The organism is Duganella vulcania, from assembly GCF_009857655.1.
GTDB lineage: Bacteria > Pseudomonadota > Gammaproteobacteria > Burkholderiales > Burkholderiaceae_D > Rugamonas > Rugamonas vulcania.
Window position 1 is genome coordinate 29,285 of record NZ_WWCX01000011.1, and the last position, 21,014, is coordinate 50,298.

The window sequence follows — 21,014 nt, forward strand, 5'->3', positions numbered from 1 at the left end:
TCATATGGTCACATGAAAGCCTGCCGCATGCCAGAACACAAACACGTACAGCCTCTGCCTTCGGCCACGCCGTGCCGGGATCAAAGCTGCCAGACCTGCCCCACCCGTACACGATGCCTGCCGCGCGGCCTGAGCGACAGCGATTGCGCCCTCGTCAACCAATCGGTGGTGCAGCGCCACGGGTTGCTGCGCGGCGAGTATCTATACCGGACCAACGACCCGGTCGGCCATCGGCTGTACGCGATCCGGAGTGGCCAGTTCAAGACCTACCATCTGTCGCCGGACGGCGAGCAGCGCATCGCCGGTTTCCAGTTTGCCGGCGACTTCCTGGGGCTCGATGCGATCGGGTTGGCATTGCATCGCAACACCACGGTGGCCTTGAGCGACGCCCTGCTCTGCGAGTTCTCGTACCCGCGGCTAGTCGAGGCGACGCTGGCCGCCCCCGCGTTGGCGGCCCGTTTTCGTGAACTGCTAGGCAGGCAACTGGCCCAGGCACAGACAATCAGCCTGCTTCTGGCGAATCGCGCCGAGCAGAAAATCAGCGGTTTTCTGCTGGCCCTGCCGGCAGATCGGCGCACAGACGAGCGTCAAACAACGGTGGTGAACCTGGCCATGAGCCGGGCCGACATCGGCGCCTATCTTGGCCTCGCGGACACCACCGTCAGCCGCACATTGAGTCGCTTTCAACGGCTCGGCTATCTGCGGCTGCGGCATCGGCAACTGACCATACTTGACGCCGTCGCGCTGCGCGCCATCAGCGCTAGCGCGGAGCCGGCCGGCCCCGGCGTGGCCCCGATTCTCGGGGCGGCGTGATCAATGGAATGTCTCCTTCGCCGGCGCGCTGACCGCGCAGCCAAGCAGGACGAGAACCGTTGCAATCAACAGCACGGGCAGCGCGCCGGGCTGTGTGTCGAACTGGGCGCCCGCCAGATTGGCCGGCGCCCGCGCTCCTTCCGCGGCCAGTGCCGGCGTGACGCCCAAGGCGGTGCAGATCATCAGCTGCGCCAGTCCGCGTGCGCATGAGGCCGTTCCCCTCCTACGATAGCTGGCATGTTTCATGTCTGGGCTCCACTGGATGATCCGCCTGCAAGGCAGGCTCTGTCGTGACGACGCCATGCCATCACGACTGGTGTTGCGGCTTAGGCAGCGTTGGTCCTGGCGGCCGATTTACGGCGGCGTATCATGCCCAGCACGCCAAGGCCCGCGGCCAGCATGGCGTAGGTCGATGGCTCAGGCACAGCCGTCACGGTCACGTCACCGCTGTACAAGGCTTTAGGGCCAGCGACGCCGGCCAGGTTCAGCGTGAACGGGGAGGCGCCGATGATGCCGATATACTCAAACGAGGCGATGCCGGCGTTGACGGCGACGCCGGTATAACCGTTCAGGTTCGACAGCAGCGGATCGAAATACAAATTCTGTCCGCTCACCGACACGTTGAATTTATAAGTTCCCGCCGCAAGGCCGGTGAAGGTGATCACATCAAGGCCGCCGGACAGGATGCCATCCAGGCCGGCGGTGATGCCGATGAAATGGTTGTCCGTGTCGAGGACGGGGGTGGTGGTGACGAAGACGCTTTGGTCGGCAGCGGATGCGAACGAGGAGGCCAAGGCGAAGAACGTGGCTGCGAGTAATTTGCGTTTCATTTTTTTCTTCCCAACGAGATGGTGTCTGTCAACGAATCCGCTAACAGAGGAGCGCGGCTCCCGAGTAGTAGCTTGACGCTGATGATGTAAAAAAACCATGTCGAAAATCAATTGGCGGCCGGTTGTACGGCGCCGCCCGCCGCATCCATGCACTTCCCGGCCTATTGCAACGCAGTCCCTGGGCGCCCCCCTTGCGCCCTGCTGCCCCGCACCGGCGCCGAACCAGCTGTAACAGCCTGGCAGTCTGGCGTTGAACGACGCACATATACAAACGCTTAAAAGGTTGCTATAGTTTCATCATTGAACAAATGGATTTTGCCCGGGGAAGTGCGCTGATCTCCGCCTCCCGGGCTATGCAATATTCCCTCACCGCCTGGAGTCGCATGTCAAGAAAACTCCTGCCAATGGATGCGCAAGCGGTCCTCGCTCGGTCGGTTTCCGTGCTCGCCGGCCACTATGAGTTGGGCCAGCGCCTGGGCGAAGGCGGATACGGCGAAGTCTACGAGGCTTGGGACAGCCAGCTTGAACGCAAGGTAGCGGTCAAACGCATCAAGAACACGGCCTATCTCGGAGACGGCGACGACGCGGTGCGCGAAGCCCGCATGGCCGCGTCGCTCCAGCATGCCGCCTTTGTCAAGGTGCATGCCATCGAAGACGACGGACATGGCCATGCCATCGTCATGGAACTGATACAGGGTCGTACGTTAAAGGAGATTATCCAGGACGCCCACACCGAATGCTCAACGGCGCTCGACCTGCTGCACCAGGCCGCAGAGGCGATGCGCGACGCCCATGCCTCGGGCCTCGTCCACGGCGACCTCAAGCCGTCCAACCTGATGGTGGAAGCCTCCGGGACATTGCGTATCCTCGATTTCGGCCTGTCCCAAAAGTACGACGCCCTCGCCACCCAATCGATTCCGCTCGCTCAGGCGTGTGGCACGATAGCCTACATGGCGCCGGAGCGCTTGCTGGGCAAGCCGCCTGATGCGTCCAGCGATATCTACGCGTTGGGCGTGATTCTGCATGAGCTGATCGGCGGCAAGCGCCCTTTCCTGGACGTCCAGGGCTTTGCGCTGGCGGCGGCGCAACTGCAATCCTCATCGGCCAGCTGGGAGTATCCGGAAACGGCGAGCCAGGCGCTGGTCTCCTTGATACGCGCGATGACGGAGCGGCAGGCGAGCAGACGGGTGCGCGACATGGATGATGTGATGACACGGCTGGCGCAGCTCAGGCGCGCACCTGCCCCGCCCGCCACAGTGAACTGGCGCCGGCAATGGCCCGCGGGCCGCCGCGGCAAGGCTGCCGCGGCGACACTGGCGCTGCTGCTGGCCGCCGGCGCCAGCCAATTGGCGCCAGGGATAGCCGGGTGGCCGACACCGCCGGTGCGCTATTCGGAAGCGCTGGAAATGCGCGACGGACTCGCCGAACTGCGTGTGTTCGACCGGCCCGGCAGCTTGGCTGCGGCCCTGCGCCACTTCAGCAACATCCTCGCGCACGCACCGGCCAACGCAGCAGCCGCGGCTGGCACTTCGCTGGCCTACTCGATGCGGTTCACCAGTGACGACAAGGACGAGGTCTGGATCCACAAGGCCGATGCCGGCGCCCAGCAAGCGCTGAAAACGAACGACCAGCTGGCCATGAGTTACGCGGCCACGGGCTGGGTTTTGGATTTACAGGGCAAGCATGACGCGGCGGTCGAGCAACATGAACATGCGTTGCGGCTCGATCCCAACGATTTCTTTGCGTGGTATGGGAAAGCCCATGCGCAGCGCAATGCTCGGCGCTATGCGCCAGCGCTGCAGACGCTGGCGTCGGCGATGACGCGCTTTCCGCAGGAGCGCATTCTGACCGATGAACTCGGCACCGTCCACGATGAGCAAGGAAATTACGCGGCCGCGGAACAGGCGTTTCGACGCAGCATACAGTTGCAGCCCGACGCGGTGACGGGCTATACCAACCTGTCCGCCATCTTGCAACGGCTCGGTCGCGACAACGAAGCCTTGGGCGTGTTGCAGCAGGGGCTGCAGATCCGGCCCAGCGCCAGGCTCTATTGCAACCTGGGTAACGCCCTCTTCTTTCGACACGATTATGTCGGCGCGGCGGCCGCTTTCGAGCAAGCGGTATCCCCCACCAGGGGAGCGCCCGGGGAGTATGAGAACTGGGTGAACCTGGCCGATACCCTGCTGTGGATCCCCGGACGCGAGCAGGAAGCCAGCCACGCTTATGACAAGGCGCTCAAATTGCTCGCACCGCGCCTGGCGCGCGCGCCCAACGAGCTGGTGCTGGTGTCGCGCATGGCCTTGTACGCGGCGCGCACCGGCGACTACGCGACCGCGCAAACGCTGCTGACGCGTGCCTTGGCGCTGGGACCCGCCGACGCCTCAGCCCAATTCCGCGCCGGAATGTCCTATGAATTGATGGGCAAACGCAACAAGGCAATCGAGGCCATCGTCCATGCAAAACGCCTGGGCTATCCATCCAATGTGATTGAGAACGAACCGAATCTCGTCGCACTTCGGCGTGATCCGGCCTATCCACAGGATTGATGCCAGGCTCTTCCCGTGGGCTCGCCCACTTCACCGCAGTGCGATAGAAAGGCAATTATGACCGATCATGTTTTCGAAGTGACCTGGAACGGCTCCGCAAGCCCCGACTGGACGTTTGACGGCCAGAATAAACCTGAGAAGATGAAAGTCAAGCCCGGCGAGAAGATCCACTTCAAGTTTTTCCCCGGTTTGGCCATCGGAGATCGGCTGTACCAGGCGGTACTTCTGTCCGGCAACGAGACGGCTGCGGAAGACGCATCGCCATTCGGCCGGCCTTTCCCGCTCGTGCTGGAAAGCGATAACCTGCTGACCGTTGGCAAGAGACATGGCGTCTGGGGCTTTTGCATCGTATTTTCCATCAACGAGGGGGTGGACAAAACGCGCTTCTTCTTCGTCCCCGACCCGGAATTGCAGGTCGGTTCGCGTCCATAAGGACTGACAGCTTCAAACGGGCCGGCATCGCGCCGGCCACTCTTCCATGACAGACCAAGACTACACGCTGACCTCTCCACTGTTGAATCCGCATGTCGAAGCGCGGCCGCTGATGGCCGTGACCATCGTCTGGCATCCGCAACAGGCACGGATAGGAGAACAATATGTCGCCGCCGAGGCCGGCAGCGACATTGAACTCAGCCGCTACGCACCGTTGTTCTGGCGGCCCGACGGCGACGGCCTGCCGCTGGACCATGTCGGCATTTCCCGCCATCCGCTTCGGCTCGCGCGCGACGCGGTCGACAACGTCGTGCTGACCCTGCCGGCCAGTCGAATGCTGGTGGAATTGAACGGCCAGCCGATCGAACAGGCTGTGCGGCTCGACGCGAAGCAGATCGCGCAAGGGCAGGTGCTGACGTTGGGGCGTGCCATCGTGCTGTGCGTGCACTGGATGAACCGCTTGCCCGCCGCGCACGCGATGCCAGGCATGGTCGGCGTCGGCAGCGCGGCCATCGCCGTGCGGGAACAGATTGCGCTGGTCGCGCCCACCGACATGCCCGTCCTGTTGCTCGGCGAAACCGGCACCGGCAAGGAAATTGCCGCCCGCGCGATACACGCGCTGAGCCGGCGACGCAACACCAGGCTGGTGACCGTCAACATGGCCGCGCTCAACGAATCGCTGGCGATGGCCAACCTGTTCGGCGCGGCCAAAGGCGCTTACACGGGCGCCCAGGCCGAGCGCCAAGGGTGGTTTGGCGAGGCGGACGGCGCGACGATTTTTCTCGACGAGATCGGGAACGCCCCCGCCAGCGTCCAACCGATGTTGCTGCGGGTACTCGAAGGCGGCGATTACCGCCCGCTTGGCGCGGCGCGCGACCGGCAAGCCACGGCACGCTTGATCGCCGCGACCGACCAGCAACTGGACGGAACCGACTTCAACCAGGCATTGTTGCGGCGCCTGGAAGGGTTTGTCATTGCCCTGCCTGCGCTGCGCGCGCGGCGCGAGGATATCGGCGTGCTGATCGTGCACGTGCTTGAGTCGCAGGTCTGGCGCGGCGCCCTGCCGGTGGATTTCGTCACCGCCCTCGCTTGCTACGACTGGCCCGGCAATATCCGGCAACTGGTGCACATAGTCAAACGCGCCGCGCTGCAGTTGCAGGCGGACCCGAACGCGGATTTGCGGCGCCTGATCCCCGCGCCATCCTTGGTGGGGACAGCGGCCTCGCCCCGGGCGCCATCCCCCCCATCGGTGCCAGTGCGGAAAAAGCCTTCCGACCTCAACGACCAGGATGTGCTCAACGCCATGATGCGCCATGCTTGGACGATCCAGGCCGCGGCCCAGGCCTTGGGCATATCGCGCCCGTCGTTGTACAAGCTGTTGGAGCGCCATGCCGAGATCCGCCCCGCGCACGCCATCCCTGTCGACGAGCTCAACGTTGCGCTAGCCGCTTGCGAAGGCGACTTGACGCGCTGCGCGGCCATGCTGAAGACGCCGGTGGAACCGTTGCGCAGGCAGGTGTGCCAGCTGCGTCAGCAAGACGGTGTCGGTTAAGCCCGTGTAAAAGAATGCGCTTGCCGCTGTCAAGTCGTGTCAATTTTTGACGCCGGTAAGCCGTTCAGATGATGCGAGGGGCCGGCCCCTCGCGCAAACCGCCTGCCTGGCTGGTCGACGCTTATTACTGGTTGGTGGCGGTAATGAAGGGATCGAAGCTCATGGGGGTATTGTCATCGCCCACCAGCAAATTCACCGAATACTGGGCGTTCGTGTTGGCTTCATTCACGTTCGCGCCCCACACCGTTCCGCTGGTGTCAGCAACCGACTTTGGATTGATCATATTCGGATATGCAGCGGGATAATGACCGTTGCTGCTGAATCCGCCAATGGCAACCGGCAGGTTGGGATCAATCGACACGACCGTCCAGACCAGCCTCTGGCCATTGAGACAGACAGTGTGCAGTTCGTCATTGCCTGCGCCGTTGCTGCCTAAATAGCGGTTGGTGTCCATCATGTAGACGCAGTTATCCAGGTTTTGTTGGCTCAGGGCCTGGCCGACATCGATGGCGATCAAAATATTTACGGTTGGCATGATGCTGCTCTCTTTCTCTCAGGTTAAAAGGAATGCTGCTGATTAGCGCGCATCTGCCATTGGCTGGTCAGCCCATGGATAGCTCGCCTGTGATCAGTGTGCCCGCCTGCCAGGACCGGCGACATCCCAGCCTGGCGTCATGCCGGTGTCAGTTTGGGCGCAGCCGCGGTCATGGCGCAGTGGCACGCCAATTGCTCTATCCGATTTGGCCAGGCAGGCATTGCCTATGATCACATCGGGAATCATCATGAACATTGCAACGGAAATCGGCGCGCGCGGGCTGCCCGACGGCAGCGTCAATCTGGACATTGCGCGACTCAAATCGCTGCGCCTCGGTCTCGGCATGAGCCAGGAGGCCTTGTCCGAGTCTTGCGCCGAACGACGGCTGTCGCTGTCGCTGGCCTCGATCAAGCGGGCCGAGTCCGGCAAACCGGTGTTGTACCGCACCGCGCGCCGTCTTGCCGCATTCTTTGACGTCACCATTCAGGATCTGGTCCAGTGGAGCGTTCTGGCGGCGCCTGGCGCCGCGCCGCATGCGCTCGAGCGCGCACAGTGCGGCGCCGCCCTTGATGCCGCGAAATTGTCGGGAAGCGGGCGCTTGATCGAGATGCATGGCGAGACCGGGGCTGGCAAATCGAGGCTGCTGGCCGCATGCGCGGACGACGCCCGCCAGCGTGGATACCGATGCATCGAACTGCGCGTGGATCGTCATCGCGATGCCGCAGCGTCCCCGCTGCCGGCGCTGGCCTGCGCGCTGTTGGACCTGCCGCTGATGGACATGCGTCGGGTCGGCCTTGAGGCTGACATCGCACAGCGCCTCGCTGCCCTTGGTCTTCCCGCCCTGCATGCCGCCGGCTGCCTGGCGCTGCTTACCGGCCTGCCCTCCTTGCCGTGGGCCGTGCGCCCGCAGCCACTGGGCACCCTCGATGCCCTGGTCAGATGTGCCGCGCGGGCCAAGCCGTTGATGCTCAGTATCGACGACATGCATCGCGCCGACGGCGCCGTGACCGCCGCGCTGGAATACCTGCTGCCAGCGAGCATAGCCTGCCCCGTGACCTGGATGCTCGCGTTCGACTCGGCCGGTGGGCATGGCGGTGCCGGCGTCTGCACGGCTCCTTGCACGGTGGCGCGCACCGTGTATCACCTGGCGTAAGCACTATTCGTTGCCGCTGCTGATACCGAACTGACACCACGATGACCTCCTGGTGCTCTGTCGTCCATCGCTGCCGCCGTCCACACTATTGCTTAGCGCAGCCATCGCAGCTTCCGATGCCACGCCATCCCGGCCATAGGGCCGCCCCAAAACTCAAGGAGAGCAGAAATGACGATTATCACCGCAAATGAACTGGGCCTCGGCACGCCAGCCGCCGAGCGCGAAACTGTCCCGGCGCCAGTGCTGGGCGATGCCGTGGCAGCACCGGCCGCGGCCGCCGCCGATGACACGATCATCCTGTCGCCGGTGGATCTGCTGTACCAGAAGTTCAGCGAAACTTTCGGCAATTCCAATCCCATGCAGCTGCTGTCGATGGTGTGGCCGGGAACGCTGCTCGACTATGGCTCCTACCAGGATGACGCGGCGGCCAACGCTCCGTTGTCCGCGCTGCTGGAAATCAACCAGTCCACGCTGTTCGACCAGTTCTATCCGATCGCCACGGTTACCCAACCGGACGGTACGCGCGTTTCCGACCGCTATCAGCAGGCCATCGAAAGCTACGGCCCCATACCCAACGAAGCCCTGATCAACTTGCAGAGCGTGATCCGCCAGCGGCTGGACCAGCAAACCACCATCGACATCAACGGTGTGCAGACCAAGGTGTCGCTGCTGGAAAAATACACCATCCTGCAAGACCGCTGGATCGAACGGAAACAGGCGTGGAGCACATTGAAAACCGACAAGCTCGACTACTACAGGAGCAACGGCGATACCGACTGGTGGGAGCAATACATCACCTGGTACGAGCAGAACGCCGAAAGCTATGTGGCCGGCATCGATGCGGCGTACAACCGGATGCTGGCGGACTTTCCGATCAACGAATTCGAGGACGCGCTGGCGATCCTCGATACGCATGACGCCGCCGCGTTGCTGCGGGCAAAGCAGGATTTGCGTAACGCCGCAACGCCGGTGCCGAGCAGCCTGGGAGACAGTTTCTACAGCACCCAGGCCATCCCGCGTAACTGGGGCAACGCCTTGAAGCCGTCGTCGACTTTCCGCGATCTGCTCGCCGACCCGCAGGCCCAGCAGCGCTACATGGACCTGTGCATCGACCAACTGCGTGAACAGATCTTCGCCTGGAATGCGATCATCGCCCAGATTCCGGATAGCAATAAGGACGAGATCGCCACTGCGCTGGCCGCCTTCAACGACGCGTCCGAAAAATATTTCGACAGCACCAGCCAGATGGTCAAGGATTACGGCGACAACACCGTGACGGCGGTAAAGATCTATCAGCAGTACGCACAGGGCAAGCAGACGCAAAAAGAGGAAGACGCGAAAAAACTGAAGGACAAGCTCGACAAAGATCAACCTGGCGGCGGCGGCAAGTTCGACTATGTCAAGGCTGCCGAGGACATTAACAAGGGCCAGAAGCTGCTGGTCGATGACACCGGCAGCATGGTCAAGTCGGGACAGGCGCTGGCGCAGAAAGCCACCGCGTATCTCAACAGCCGGGCCGGCGAGGGGCTGCGCGAGATGATCGCACCGGTATTGGCCAAGCTGCAATCGCAGCTGACCATCTTGATGGATCAAATCAGCAACTTCAACTCGGCCGCGGGGCGGGCCATTCAGCTCAACGGCACCGGCATCACGCTGCTCGCCGACGGCGGCGACCATCCCGTCAACGCATCGACCGTGGACGATGTCTTCAACCAGCGCTGGAGTGAAATCACGGTGCAGGTCAACCAGAGCAGCATGAGCACCGCCTCGCAATCCAGCACCTCTTTCTCGGAAACAAACTGGGGCGTGGATTTCTTCTTCGGCAGTGCCGGTGGCCAGGACAGCAGCCAGTCGCAGTCGTTTGCGACCCAATACCTGGCGGAAGGCGCCAGCATTCAGATCGGCATGCTGGCCACCAAGGTGCTGATCGAGCGTCCGTGGATGCATCCTGAGTTGTTCGGCAGGTCCAACCACTTCTTCAAGGCGGTGGACACGCCGGTCACCTCCAAGGATCCCATCTCCAGAAGCCAGCTGCTGCAGAAAGCACTGGGCGGCGCCGAGGAGACCCAGGCGGCAGCGGCGCAAAACTGCCGCAAACTCAATTCGGCCATCCTGCCCGGCTACCCGGTTGCCGTGCTGCTGGCGAAAGACATCACCATCAAAATGAAGTTGAAAGAGGCCCAGGCCGACTCCCTGCAAAAGCATTCGGAGCGCAATTCCTCCAGCGGCGGCGGCTTCCTGTGCTTCAGTGTGTCGCATACCGAGGCATCCACCGCGGACAGCAAATCGTCCAACAGCTATTCCATGGGAGGAGAATTCGTGTTCCGGATACCGGCGCCGCAGATCGTGGGGGTGTGGAACCAGATTCTGCCTGAAGACAAATCCGACTACCTCGACAGCGACGCCCTGGAGCGCGTCCTGCAATTCAAGCAGACCGCGAAGATCGGGCGCGCTGTAACGGCACCACAGCCTTACGTTGAAGTCGCTCCGACCAAGCCCGGCGCTTGATGGGCAGGTAACGGCGCAGTCAGACCGGATCGGCTGTTGGCATCACCCGATGCCAACAGCCTGAGGTCCCTGCGGCGCCTGATGCACCTGAACCATCCTTCCACAGCCGGTGCGAAGGGAAACGGCTGCCCTCCACCCCGTCCGCGACAATGATTTTAGGATATGATTAACACTGAAGAAAGTGTGTCGAAACGATTTCAACGCCGGGATTTCACCTTATGCAGCATCCGCTTGCTAGCCTCTGGCGCCATCCGACACGCGTGCTGTTCTACCAGTCCGCTGCGCTGGTCGAACACACTTCCCTCAGCTTGGATGGATTGGGCCGGCCATCCGCCTTGGCAACCCGGCGCCGCTTTGCTTCGGCGGGCGACGCTTTCGATTATTTACGCTACTGGCTGGGCGAACCGGGCGCCCGCTCCGAACTCAAGTCGATTCTGCAACGCTCAGGCACGTCCTTGGCCGGCGCGCATTCGGGCGCGGACGGCTGGCAGCACGCACTCGCGCGGCGGCTGGCGACGGGCGCTGTGGTGGTGGTGGAAGAATGCAGCCAGCCACGCGCTCCCGGACGGTTGATCGGTCCATCGCCAGCAAGCGCGGCCGACAACGCGCTAGCCGACCTGCCGCTGCTGAGCTCCATCTCACCCGCAACACCGGTACAGGTGCAGGAACCCGAGGTGAGTGCCTTGGTGACGGAGGAAAGCAATCCGTCTTCCATCACGGAGGCCGAATTGCCGGCATCCGCAGCTGCCCAGATTGCACAGGCTGAAACGCTCGAGGAAGCGGCCAAGGATGGCACGCCATTTTGCGAGATCTGCGAGGCGGCGCGCACGGCGGCCGAACCGGCGCCTGAAGCCGTCAACAGCCAGGTCGCGCAGGCTGAAACGCTCGAGCGAGCTGCGCGCGATGGAACGCCGTTCTGTGAAATATGCGAGGAAATGCGAAAACTTCGGGAGACATCAGATGAATGAGGCCACACTGCATCCCCTGATCAATAAGCTTTGGGTGGATGACGCGGAAATGGACGGCTGGCACGTCCATTGGCTGCTCGACGGCGCGCGCGATCCCAATATCGAAAATCTTGTCCGCTCCAGCGGCCTGGAGCACGCCTGCCTGTTTTCAGGGCAGATGCACCCGCGGCTCCAGGCTGCTGCCCCCTATCTCATACATTTGCCATTTGGCTCAGCCGCAGCCAGCAGGCTGCTGAAGCGTGGTTGGGGAAACGCATGGGGAATTTTCACCGTCGCCAAGGCCGATGTCACGCTGGCCCAACAGCGTCTTCACCTGAAAAAATTCCTGCGTGTCCAGACCGAGGGCGGAAAACTGCTGGCTTTCCGCTATTACGACCCGCGCGTACTTAATACCTATCTTCCGACATGCACCAGCGAAGAGTTCCGCACTTTTCTCGGACCACTGTCCCGGATCGTCGCGGAGAGCGACGGCGGCAAGAAGGCGATTGAATTCACCCTGCATGACGACGCCATGCGCTGCAGGACGCTGGATGACACTATTTGAGGACAACCGTTCGAAAAACCTCGTACGCGACCAGGGCAAAAAACAAATACGCCAACCAGGGAACCAAAAAATATGGCACTACAGGAATGTGAATTACCTTATCCAGCATGATATATGCCGTAGAAAAAGCGAAGGCAGTAGCGAGCAACCAGTTCTTTTGTTTAATGAAGAGACCTACGCATGTTACCGTACCTGCCAAACCAATAATCGTTGCAATCTGCATGTCAATTTTTTAATGAGAATATGTATTTTCATGGCTCGCTTCAGGTCAAGTCTGACCTGAAGCGTTCTTCCGCAGCACGACATGCGTCGCCGCTGACGTCGGAACATGTTCGACGCACTGGAATCCCAGGCTAACCAGGTCCAACCCGGCAAACAAGGACTCTCCCGAACCCAGCACCACCGGGGAGATTGCCAGGTGCATCTCATCGACCAGGCCGGCCTTCAGATATTCATGAATAGTGGCGACGCCGCCGCCCAGGCGCACGTCCTTGCCATCGGCGGCCTTCTTCGCCTGCGCCAGCGCGGATTCGATGCCGTCGGTGACGAAATGGAAGGTCGTGCCGCCCTTCATCTCCAGCGGAGCGCGGGGGTGATGGGTCAGCACGTACACCGGAACGTGATACGGCGGCTCCTCGCCCCACCAGCCCTTCCAGCTCTCGTCCGGCCACGGCCCGCGGACCGGGCCGAACATATTCCTGCCAAGGATCCAGGCGCCGATGTTGGCGAAACCGCGCGCCGCGAAGTCTTCGTCCGGTCCATCCGTTCCCTTGCTTTCGTCGCCCAGCATGCGCTGGAAAGTCCGGGTGCCGAAGAACCACTTGTGCAGTCCCTCGCCACGCTCGCCCAGCGGACTCTGCAAGCTCTGGTTGGGGCCGGCCCCGAAACCATCGAGCGATATGGAAAAACACTGTACTTTGAGTTCGGACATTCAACCTCCCTGGTCAGGAATCTTCATTGGACGCGGCAGCCTTGGCGCGCGCCACGTGTAGTTTCTTGTAGCTGTCGATCAGGCGCTGGTGCCGATCGAGGCCCTCCAGCTTCATGCTCGTCGGCGTCAAACCGAAGAAGCGCACGTTGCCTTCGACAGATCCTATCACCGCATCCATCCGGGCGTCGCCAAACATGCGGCGGAAATTGACAACGTAATCGTCCAGTTCCAGATCGTCGTCCAGCATCACTTCCAGCACCACGTTCAAGGCCTGATAGAACAAGCCGCGCTCGACCGTGTTGTCGTTGTACTGCAGGAAGGCTTCCACCAGTTCCTGCGCCTCCTCGAATTGCTGCAGCGCGAGTTGGATCAGCAGCTTCAACTCCAGGACCGTCAACTGACCCCAGACCGTATTCTCATCGAATTCGACCCCGATCAGGGTGGCGATGTCCGAGTACTCATCCAGCTCGCTGTTTTCCAGACGCTCAAGCAAGGCCTCCAGGCTGGCGTCGTCCAGCTTGTGCAGGTTGAGGATATCGGCACGGAACAACAGCGCCTTGTTGGTGTTATCCCAGATCAGGTCTTCCACCGGATAGACCTCCGAGTAGCCCGGCACGAGGATGCGGCAGGCGGCGGCGCCCAACTGGTCGAAGACGGCCACGTACACCTCTTTGCCCATGGCTTCGAGAATGCCGAACAACGTCGCGGCTTCGTCGGCGTTGGAGTTTTCGCCGTGGCCGGAGAAATCCCACTCGACAAAGTCGTAGTCGGACTTGGCGCTGAAGAAGCGCCACGAGACGATGCCGCTGGAATCGATGAAATGCTCGACAAAGTTATTCGGCTCGGTCACGGCGTTGCTGACAAAGGTCGGACGCGGCAAATCGTTCAGGCCCTCAAAGCTGCGGCCCTGGAGCAGTTCGGTAAGGCTGCGTTCCAGCGCCACTTCCAGGCTCGGGTGGGCGCCAAACGATGCGAACACGCCGCCGGTGCGCGGATTCATCAAGGTGACGCACATCACCGGGTACTGCCCGCCCAGCGACGCATCTTTCACCAGCACCGGGAAGCCCTGCTCTTCCAGGCCCTTGATGCCGGCCACGATGCCGGGGTATTTGGCCAGCACTTCCTGCGGCACGTCGGGCAATGCGAGCTCGCCTTCGAGAATCTCGCGCTTGACCGCCCGTTCGAAAATCTCCGACAGGCATTGCACCTGGGCTTCAACCAAGGTGTTCCCGGCACTCATGCCGTTGCTGACGAACAGGTTCTCGACCAGGTTGGACGGGAAATACACCACCTCGCCGTCCGACTGCCGCACGAACGGCAGCGAGCAGATGCCGCGCTCCACGTTGCCGGAGTTGGTGTCGTACAGATGCGAGCCACGCAGCTCGCCGTCGGGGTTGTAGATGTCCAGGCAGTACTCGTCCAGGATTTCAGCCGGCAGCGCATCCTTGCGGCCTGGCTTGAACCAGCGCTCGTTCGGGTAATGGACAAACGCCGCGTTGCCGATCTCCTCGCCCCAATACGTGCCGGCGTAGAAATGGTTGTTGCTGAGCCGTTCAATGTACTCGCCCAGCGCCGATGCCAGCGCGCTTTCCTTGGTCGCGCCCTTGCCGTTGGTGAAACACATCGGCGAGTGCGCGTCGCGGATGTGCAGCGACCAAACGTTGGGAACAATATTGCGCCAGGAAGCGATCTCGATCTTGATGCCCAGGCCCGCCAGCAGCCCCGACATATTGGCGATGGTCTGCTCCAGCGGCAGGTCCTTGCCCAAGATGTAGGTGGTCGCGCCAGGATCGGGATTGAGCGTCAGCAAAGACTGGGCGTCCGCATCGAGGTTCTCGACTTCCTCGATCACAAACTCCGGCCCCTCCTGGACCACTTTTTTCACGGTACAACGGTCGATGGAACGCAGGATGCCTTGCCGGTCCTTCTCGGATATATCCGCCGGCAACTCGACCTGGATCTTGAAAATCTGCTGGTAGCGGTTCTCCGGGTCAACAATATTGTTCTGCGACAGGCGGATATTTTCGGTCGGGATATTGCGGGTGGTGCAGTACAGCTTGACGAAATAGGCTGCGCACAAGGCGGACGACGCCAGGAAGTAGTCGAACGGGCCAGGGGCCGAGCCGTCGCCCTTGTAGCGGATAGGCTGGTCGGCGATCACCGTGAAGTCGTCGAACTTGGCTTCGAGACGTAGCTTATCGAGAAAGTTGACCTTGATTTCCATAGCTGAATTCCATTTTTTGCTCAAAATAATCCACCATTATCCGCCCTTTTAGCCGAACAACAAAGGCTGGCGGCCAGCCCCGCCAGCGTGGAAAAATTGCGACGAATATAACGTTTACAAAAAGATATGCCGAGCATATACTTTTTTGGCGTCAATCTTCGCAAGCCGGAAGCCAGCGACTGACGCATTCAGGAAACGTAATGACCATGGCCGTATTTTTGGTGATCTTGCAAGTCAACTCCACAAAATAGGAAAAATAATGGCATCAACACTTTCTCAAAGCTTCAAACCGCTACATTTCGCGGCCGCCCTCCTCGCCTTCAGTGTCGCGTTGCAAGCCTCGGCGGCGCATAGCTACACGGACAAACTGGTCGCCGGGGAAACCCTGCAGGCCAATGAATTCCTGAAGCCTACCGATAACAACCTGGTCAACCTGATCATGCAAGGCGACGGCAACCTGGTGCTGTACCGCATGTCGGACAGCGTGCCCCTGTGGCATACCAACAGCTGGGGACATCCCGGCGCGGTGACGGTGATGCAAGGCGACGGCAATCTGGTGGTCTACGGCGCGAATGGCACCGACGTCCTGTTCCATACCAACACCTGGAACAATCCCGGCTCCTACCTGCAACTGCTGTCGAGCGGTAACCTGGTGGTCAAATCGGCCAGCAACACCGTGCTATGGGCAAGCAATACCTCGGTCCAGCCAGCGCCGATCTATTCCACGCCGTCGTATCAGCCGACGTTCTGGAACGACGGCGCCACCATCCAGCGCAATAACAACTGCTACAACTACGCCAACAACAAGCGCACCGACACCTTTGCCCAGCCTGGCCGCGCGCACGGCGTGAGCGGCTACGCGATGACCGGCCCGGCCGTGTACAACGCGGCCGTGGCGGACGGCCTGGTGCCGACCACCGCCACCGGCACCTCGCCCGAGGGCAAAACCAAAATCGCACTGGTGGTAGCGCCCGGCGTTGACTACCATTGGTACCGTCAGGACGCCGATGGCCGCTGGACCCACAAGCCCGGCCAGACGCGCGCAACCAACGTCGACAACAGCGGCGTGACGATCTCCAATCCGGAAACGGCCAATCGTGGCATGTACACTTTGTTCGTGGGCTATTTCTTCACGCCGTCGGACGCGGTCCAAGGCCAGGGCAAAGCGGACATCCGCTAATCCGATTACCCACATAGAATAGGACATTCCAAATGAAGCAATCTTTTATCAAGCACGCGCTCCTGGTTGCCGGCTCATTTTGCGTTCTGGCCGGTGCGCAAGCGGGGGACATCGTGAAGTCGCTGAAAGTCGAACTGCTGGTGTTCTCGGGCCGCCCCAACCCGACCTTCGTGGTCACCGATCCGGTCCAGATCAAGGAGATCCTGGCGCTGGCGAAGAACCTGCCGCAGAAGAAAGGCGCCGGCACCAGCGAAACCGTCCAGCCGGAGCCCAAGCTGGGCTACCAGGGCTTTATCGTGACGAACAACTCGGACATTTCTTCCGACATCAAATCGTTCGAGGTGCATGGCTCCGACGTCCACCTGGCCCTGGTCGGCGGCAGCAAGCAGGCCGGCAAGTCGACCGTCGTGCATGCCGAAGGCATCGATTCCGACGCCACGCTGGAAAACAAGCTGCTGTCGCATGTGAAGGACAACGGCCTGGTTGACGAGAAAGTGCTGGAGTTTATCGAAAACTCCAAGTAAGCCTTGGCAGTGCCGATGGAGCGCGGCAATTTGCCGCTCCATCGGCACTTTTGTTTCTAATTCGCTTCCTTCGCCACCACCTGCTCCAGCGAGTTGAAGAAATGCTGCCAGCCATACTTGGCGCCCTGGTAGGCCTGCTCCTGGTCCGGCCGGAAGCCGGTCTGTTCCATGCGCAGATGCGTTCCGCCGGCGGTCGGCTCCAGCGTCCAGGTGACGACGCTTTCCAGTCCCATGGCGTTCCAGGTGTAGGCAAGCGTGCGGATCGGTTCGACTTCCGTCACCTGGCAATCGACCGAGCCCCATTCCGCGCGGAAGTTGAAGTGATGGCCCGACACGGGCTGGAAGTCGCTCTTCATCAGCCAGGCCTCGATCAGGTGCGGCTGGGTCAGCGCCCGCCACAGCTTCTCCTGCGGATGTGGAAACTCCCGTTCGACTACGACGGTACGGATTTGTTCGGCGATAGCGTTCATTATTGGTCCATCCTTTTCAACAGGTCATCAAGATCGTCGAACCGGCTGTCCCAGAAGCGTGCCATCTGGTTGGTCCAGTCCAACAGCGGAGTCAGCGCCTTGGGTTGAGCGCTGTAGTGGGTTTGGCGTCCTTCATGCCTATCCAGCACGAGCCCGGCCTGCTTCAACACGGCAAGGTGCTTGGACACGGCCGGCTGCGACACCTGGGCCTGCGCCGTCAGCACCCCGACGGTTTGTTCGCCGCCAGTGCATAGCTTTTCGAAGATTGCCCGCCGGGTGGGATCGGCAAGCGCCCGAAACAGCTCGTCATGAGAATTTGTCATTTGAATCAATAGCCACAGAGTTATGGGTTAAACTATAACCAGCCGGTTATCAGTCGTCAAGCGAAAATTTTATGTGGATGTCAATCGTGCGCATCTTGACATGCCCGGCCGCCCCGGATATCGTCGCAACTATTGCCCTATCGAAAGTTTTAAGGCCGGGCAAGTGTCACCTCCTCACCCAGGCAATCCATACCTTTTTTAAACGAGCACGCGCCGCAAACGGCCGGAGCTGGGGGTGGAAGCGTTCCCACATCAACAGGAATGAAGGATGCATCATGACTAGACGTCGCAGAAACCTCCCGCCGCAGGCCCTGCCCCTGCTCTTGCCATTGCTGCTGGCCGCTTGCGGCGGTGGCGGCGGTGGCGACCAGTCCGCCGGACCGCCCGCCGCGCGCATGCTGGGGGTTATGAAGGTGCAGTCCGGCACCTCGGTAGCGGCGGAAACCGCGCTGACGCCGGTCGGCGCCACAGCCAGTTCGTCCGAGCGGGGCGACTTGTCCGCAGCTGCCGCCATCGACCACAACGATGCCAGCCGCTGGGGCAGCGGCTTCAGCGACGACCAGTACCTGACGCTGGATTTCGGCACGTCACAGTCCATCACCCGTGTCCACATCGAATGGGAAAATGCCCACGCCGCCCAGTACCTGCTGCAAGTGTCCGACGACAATGCGACCTGGACCACGATCAAGGCCGTCGGCAACAGCCAGGGCGGTAGCGAGGACTGGACCGGCCTGTCGGGCCAGGGCCGCTACCTGCGCATGAAGGGCATCAAGCGCTCGACGCAGTACGGCTATTCGATCTTCGAGATCCAGGCCTTCACCGGCACGCCGGTCACCACGCCGCCGGTGGACACGCCGCCGCCAGTGGTGATCGATCCGACCAAGCCCGGCGTGGTCGTCAAGCCGGTGGCGGCGACTTCGTCTGCGGTGGAAAACGGCGGACTGTCGGCAGCCATGGCGATCGACGGCAAGACCGCCACGCGCTGGGCCAGCACGGCCGAGGACGGCGCCTGGATACAGTTCGACTTCGGCGCCAAGACCCAGATCGGCTACATGAAGCTGCAATGGGAGAACGCCTACGGCAAGCAATACGCGCTGCGGGTTTCCGACGACGGACAGGCCTGGTCCCAGGTGCGCTACGTCGGCGCGGGCCAGGGTGGCACCGAGGAGTTCTACAACCTGGGCATCAATTCCCGCTACGTGCGCCTGCAGGGCGTGGCCCGCGCCACGCAGTACGGCTACTCGCTGTATGAAGTGGAGTTCAAGACGCCGGGCAGCGACAACACGCTGGCGACTAACACCACCTCGGCCTTGAAATACCCCGCCAGCGGCGCCGGCTGGGCGCCCTTGCCCGCCGCCGCGCAGCCGCTGGAGACGCTGCAATTCACGCTGGCCGACGGCACGCTGGTCACCCGCTTCGGCGCGCGCGGCCTGGCGCGCCACGGCCGCGAGCGTGGCGAGGAATGGAACGAAATCGGCTACGGGCCGAACGATACTGTCGATCCGGTCACCGGCCTCCCGCTCGATAAAGGTCCCGGCAACTACCTGACCTTTGTATCGAACTACTTCAAGAACCGCACCTGGGGCGTCGAGATCATCGACAACAGCCGCGTGCCCGGCGTGACCAAGCCCACGCTGGTCGTCAACCAGTACACGACGGTGGACTTCCTGCCGGGCGGCATAGCCTTCTTCCGCGGCTTCGACCGTCCGGGCGTGACCGGCTACGGCTGGATGGCGCCGGGCGAACTGGTGGACCGCAGCGTGGCGCTCTGCAAACCGGTGGCCTTCCCCGCCGCCGCCAAGTTGTCCAGCACCGACGGCATCAACGGCGCTTGCACGCTGCGCATCAAGGACTACCCGGGGCACGGCGGCCTCGATGCCAACGGCATGCCGAATGGCCAGGACGTCAAGGCGCGCGCGCTGGTCGCCGGCGACGTGATCGAAGTCTCGCCGTCGATGTTCTCCACCACCGCATCGATGACCGCCAACGGCGACACCGGCGGCATCCGCTACTACTCCTACGAGTGGGTGTATGTGGTCGGTGCAGGCCTCAAGCCGTGGTATGGCGTGCAGCCGCGCCTGAACTCCGTGCCGCTGCCGGAAGAGACGCTGTCCGGCGGCCAGGGCTCGGTGTCGTACAACTATTCGGACAACGGCCTGTTCATGTTCCAGCAGCCGCACAACAACATCGGCATGCAGAACATGCAGCGCTTTGTCGAAGGCCGGCGCCTGGTGCACACCAACTTCACCACCGGCGACCACAATGAACCGGGCAACGACCGCTATCTGCCTGCGGTGGGCTTGCAGGGACAGCGCTACAACCAGTCGGCCTGCATCGGCTGCCACGTCAACAACGGCCGCAGTCCCGCGCCGATCGCCGTCAACCAGAAGCTCGACAACATGGCCATCCGCGTGGCGGCGGTCAACGCGCAGGGTCAGCAACTGCCGCATGCGTTGTACGGCACGGCGATCCAGATGAACGCCGTGTCGGCGAGCGGCACGCCGCAGAACTGGGGCAGCACCGTCAGCGTGGGCGGCTTCGAGTCGCGCACCGTGAAGCTGGCGGACGGCACGGCCGTCGAGCTGCGCAAGCCAACGCTGGCCTTCGAAGGCCCGGCGCCGGCCATCTACTCGCTGCGCGCCGCCCAGCCGATGATCGGCACCGGCCTGCTGGAAGCCATTCCTGAAGCGGACATCCTGGCACGCGCCCGCACGACGCCTGATGCGGACGGCGTGGTTGGCGTGGCCAACTATGTCTACGAGCCGGAGACCGGCGCCGTGCGCCTGGGCCGCTTCGGCTGGAAGGCCGGCAAGGCGACGCTGCGCCATCAAGCCAGCGAAGCACTGCTGCTCGATATGTCGGTCACCTCGCCGGTCTATCCCAACCGCGCCTGCGCCACCGGCCCGACCGGCTGCGCGGCAGGCGGCACGCAGAAGGGCATCTCGGAAGCCGACCTGCAATCGATCTCCCGCTACCTGTCGCTGGTGGCTGTGCCGGCGCAGCGCAGCATTCCAAGCGGCTTCCCGAAAGGCGTGGCGCCGCTGGATGAACATCGGGTCGATGCGCAGCAAGTCGCCGCCGGCGCGAAACTGTTCCAGGGCATGCGCTGCGTGGCCTGCCACACCGCAGAGATGAAGACCGGCTCCGGCCACCTGTTTGCGGAACTGCGCAACCAGACCATCCGTCCCTACTCCGACCTGCTGCTGCACGACATGGGCGCCGGCCTGGCCGACAAATTCGTCGAAGGCCAGGCCAAGGGTGGCATGTGGCGCACCTCGCCGCTGTGGGGCATCGGCTACACGGACAAGGTGATGGGCAACGCCAGCAAGGTCGGCTACCTGCACGATGGCCGCGCGCGCAACCTGACCGAGGCGGTCATGTGGCACGCGGGCGAGGCGGACAAGTCACGCCAGCGTTTCGAAGCGCTGTCCAAGCCTGACCGCGACGCATTGCTGGCGTTCCTGAAGTCCCTGTAGCCTCA

Annotated in this window: 18 protein-coding genes; 11 read left to right on the forward strand and 7 right to left on the reverse strand. The window is 62.2% G+C overall.

Going from position 1 to position 21,014, the window contains the following annotated elements; translation table 11 throughout:
* Nucleotides 1-27 precede the first annotated feature (27 nt).
* Complete coding sequence (locus tag GTP90_RS09730) at nt 28-813, forward strand: helix-turn-helix domain-containing protein (protein ID WP_161083327.1); 786 nt, start codon at nt 28-30, stop codon at nt 811-813.
* On the opposite strand, the gene GTP90_RS09735 is transcribed toward GTP90_RS09730, so the two are convergent.
* Complete coding sequence (locus tag GTP90_RS09735) at nt 814-1,059, reverse strand: hypothetical protein (RefSeq protein ID WP_161083328.1); 246 nt, start codon at nt 1,057-1,059, stop codon at nt 814-816.
* 80 nt (nt 1,060-1,139) lie between these two features.
* Nucleotides 1,140-1,643, reverse strand: a complete 504-nt coding sequence (locus GTP90_RS09740) for an FxDxF family PEP-CTERM protein (protein ID WP_161083329.1) — start codon at nt 1,641-1,643, stop codon at nt 1,140-1,142.
* 383 nt (nt 1,644-2,026) lie between these two features.
* Here GTP90_RS09740 and GTP90_RS09745 point away from each other — a divergent pair, with 383 nt between their 5' ends.
* The 3 genes from GTP90_RS09745 to GTP90_RS09755 are packed head-to-tail and all read left to right on the forward strand — an operon-like array spanning nt 2,027 to nt 6,173.
* Nucleotides 2,027-4,189: a serine/threonine-protein kinase gene (locus GTP90_RS09745; protein ID WP_161083330.1), complete on the forward strand. Its 2,163-nt coding sequence runs from the start codon at nt 2,027-2,029 to the stop codon at nt 4,187-4,189.
* A 57-nt stretch (nt 4,190-4,246) separates the two neighbouring features.
* Nucleotides 4,247-4,621: a hypothetical protein gene (locus GTP90_RS09750; protein ID WP_161083331.1), complete on the forward strand. Its 375-nt coding sequence runs from the start codon at nt 4,247-4,249 to the stop codon at nt 4,619-4,621.
* Between the two features lie 46 nt (nt 4,622-4,667).
* Nucleotides 4,668-6,173, forward strand: coding sequence for a sigma 54-interacting transcriptional regulator (locus GTP90_RS09755; protein ID WP_161083332.1), 1,506 nt, complete (start codon nt 4,668-4,670; stop codon nt 6,171-6,173).
* A 124-nt stretch (nt 6,174-6,297) separates the two neighbouring features.
* Here GTP90_RS09755 and GTP90_RS09760 read toward each other — a convergent pair whose 3' ends face one another.
* Nucleotides 6,298-6,708, reverse strand: a complete 411-nt coding sequence (locus GTP90_RS09760) for a DUF8788 domain-containing protein (RefSeq protein WP_161083333.1) — start codon at nt 6,706-6,708, stop codon at nt 6,298-6,300.
* A 226-nt stretch (nt 6,709-6,934) separates the two neighbouring features.
* Between GTP90_RS09760 and GTP90_RS09765 the strand changes: the two genes are divergently transcribed.
* The 4 genes from GTP90_RS09765 (at nt 6,935) to GTP90_RS09780 (ending at nt 11,881) form a co-directional block, all read left to right on the forward strand.
* The gene (locus tag GTP90_RS09765) at nt 6,935-7,861 is read left to right on the forward strand and encodes a helix-turn-helix domain-containing protein (RefSeq protein ID WP_217431956.1); all 927 of its coding nucleotides are present in this window, start codon (nt 6,935-6,937) and stop codon (nt 7,859-7,861) included.
* Nucleotides 7,862-8,029: 168 nt separating this feature from the next.
* A complete protein-coding gene (locus tag GTP90_RS09770) occupies nt 8,030-10,369 on the forward strand; it encodes a hypothetical protein (RefSeq protein ID WP_161083335.1) in 2,340 nt (779 codons plus the stop codon).
* A gap of 218 nt (nt 10,370-10,587) precedes the next feature.
* Nucleotides 10,588-11,337 (forward strand): hypothetical protein, encoded by a 750-nt coding sequence (locus GTP90_RS09775; RefSeq protein ID WP_161083336.1) that lies wholly within the window; start codon nt 10,588-10,590, stop codon nt 11,335-11,337.
* On the forward strand, nt 11,330-11,881 hold the full coding sequence (locus tag GTP90_RS09780) for a DUF4123 domain-containing protein (protein ID WP_161083337.1): 552 nt from the start codon (nt 11,330-11,332) through the stop codon (nt 11,879-11,881). The genes GTP90_RS09775 and GTP90_RS09780 overlap by 8 nt, the downstream gene beginning before the upstream one ends.
* Nucleotides 11,882-12,149: 268 nt before the next feature.
* Here GTP90_RS09780 and GTP90_RS09785 read toward each other — a convergent pair whose 3' ends face one another.
* Entirely contained in the window at nt 12,150-12,812 is a 663-nt protein-coding gene (locus GTP90_RS09785; protein ID WP_161083338.1) for a dihydrofolate reductase family protein, read from the reverse strand.
* Between the two features lie 13 nt (nt 12,813-12,825).
* Entirely contained in the window at nt 12,826-15,036 is a 2,211-nt protein-coding gene (locus tag GTP90_RS09790) for an OsmC domain/YcaO domain-containing protein (RefSeq protein WP_161083339.1), read from the reverse strand.
* Between the two features lie 259 nt (nt 15,037-15,295).
* Here GTP90_RS09790 and GTP90_RS09795 point away from each other — a divergent pair, with 259 nt between their 5' ends.
* A complete protein-coding gene (locus tag GTP90_RS09795) occupies nt 15,296-16,216 on the forward strand; it encodes a hypothetical protein (protein WP_161083340.1) in 921 nt (306 codons plus the stop codon).
* A 32-nt stretch (nt 16,217-16,248) separates the two neighbouring features.
* Nucleotides 16,249-16,740: a hypothetical protein gene (locus tag GTP90_RS09800; RefSeq protein ID WP_161083341.1), complete on the forward strand. Its 492-nt coding sequence runs from the start codon at nt 16,249-16,251 to the stop codon at nt 16,738-16,740.
* Between the two features lie 56 nt (nt 16,741-16,796).
* Here GTP90_RS09800 and GTP90_RS09805 read toward each other — a convergent pair whose 3' ends face one another.
* Complete coding sequence (locus tag GTP90_RS09805; protein ID WP_161083342.1) at nt 16,797-17,210, reverse strand: SRPBCC family protein; 414 nt, start codon at nt 17,208-17,210, stop codon at nt 16,797-16,799.
* On the reverse strand, nt 17,210-17,533 hold the full coding sequence (locus GTP90_RS09810; RefSeq protein ID WP_161083343.1) for an ArsR/SmtB family transcription factor: 324 nt from the start codon (nt 17,531-17,533) through the stop codon (nt 17,210-17,212). The genes GTP90_RS09805 and GTP90_RS09810 overlap by 1 nt, the downstream gene beginning before the upstream one ends.
* 275 nt (nt 17,534-17,808) lie before the next feature.
* Here GTP90_RS09810 and GTP90_RS09815 point away from each other — a divergent pair, with 275 nt between their 5' ends.
* Nucleotides 17,809-21,009: a di-heme oxidoredictase family protein gene (locus tag GTP90_RS09815; RefSeq protein ID WP_161083344.1), complete on the forward strand. Its 3,201-nt coding sequence runs from the start codon at nt 17,809-17,811 to the stop codon at nt 21,007-21,009.
* The last annotated feature ends 5 nt before the right edge of the window (nt 21,010-21,014 follow it).

What these genes read in the sequence shown, in the direction of transcription:
- GTP90_RS09795 (WP_161083340.1), top strand. Translation starts at nt 15,296, where the DNA reads ATGGCATCAACACTTTCTCAAAGCTTCAAACCGCTACATTTCGCGGCC.
- GTP90_RS09760 (WP_161083333.1), bottom strand. Translation starts at nt 6,708, where the DNA reads ATGCCAACCGTAAATATTTTGATCGCCATCGATGTCGGCCAGGCCCTG.
- GTP90_RS09730 (WP_161083327.1), top strand. Translation starts at nt 28, where the DNA reads ATGCCAGAACACAAACACGTACAGCCTCTGCCTTCGGCCACGCCGTGC.
- GTP90_RS09765 (WP_217431956.1), top strand. Translation starts at nt 6,935, where the DNA reads ATGATCACATCGGGAATCATCATGAACATTGCAACGGAAATCGGCGCG.
- GTP90_RS09780 (WP_161083337.1), top strand. Translation starts at nt 11,330, where the DNA reads ATGAATGAGGCCACACTGCATCCCCTGATCAATAAGCTTTGGGTGGAT.
- GTP90_RS09770 (WP_161083335.1), top strand. Translation starts at nt 8,030, where the DNA reads ATGACGATTATCACCGCAAATGAACTGGGCCTCGGCACGCCAGCCGCC.
- GTP90_RS09815 (WP_161083344.1), top strand. Translation starts at nt 17,809, where the DNA reads ATGACTAGACGTCGCAGAAACCTCCCGCCGCAGGCCCTGCCCCTGCTC.
- GTP90_RS09745 (WP_161083330.1), top strand. Translation starts at nt 2,027, where the DNA reads ATGTCAAGAAAACTCCTGCCAATGGATGCGCAAGCGGTCCTCGCTCGG.
- GTP90_RS09800 (WP_161083341.1), top strand. Translation starts at nt 16,249, where the DNA reads ATGAAGCAATCTTTTATCAAGCACGCGCTCCTGGTTGCCGGCTCATTT.
- GTP90_RS09810 (WP_161083343.1), bottom strand. Translation starts at nt 17,533, where the DNA reads ATGACAAATTCTCATGACGAGCTGTTTCGGGCGCTTGCCGATCCCACC.
- GTP90_RS09750 (WP_161083331.1), top strand. Translation starts at nt 4,247, where the DNA reads ATGACCGATCATGTTTTCGAAGTGACCTGGAACGGCTCCGCAAGCCCC.
- GTP90_RS09790 (WP_161083339.1), bottom strand. Translation starts at nt 15,036, where the DNA reads ATGGAAATCAAGGTCAACTTTCTCGATAAGCTACGTCTCGAAGCCAAG.
- GTP90_RS09755 (WP_161083332.1), top strand. Translation starts at nt 4,668, where the DNA reads ATGACAGACCAAGACTACACGCTGACCTCTCCACTGTTGAATCCGCAT.
- GTP90_RS09775 (WP_161083336.1), top strand. Translation starts at nt 10,588, where the DNA reads ATGCAGCATCCGCTTGCTAGCCTCTGGCGCCATCCGACACGCGTGCTG.
- GTP90_RS09735 (WP_161083328.1), bottom strand. Translation starts at nt 1,059, where the DNA reads ATGAAACATGCCAGCTATCGTAGGAGGGGAACGGCCTCATGCGCACGC.
- GTP90_RS09785 (WP_161083338.1), bottom strand. Translation starts at nt 12,812, where the DNA reads ATGTCCGAACTCAAAGTACAGTGTTTTTCCATATCGCTCGATGGTTTC.
- GTP90_RS09740 (WP_161083329.1), bottom strand. Translation starts at nt 1,643, where the DNA reads ATGAAACGCAAATTACTCGCAGCCACGTTCTTCGCCTTGGCCTCCTCG.
- GTP90_RS09805 (WP_161083342.1), bottom strand. Translation starts at nt 17,210, where the DNA reads ATGAACGCTATCGCCGAACAAATCCGTACCGTCGTAGTCGAACGGGAG.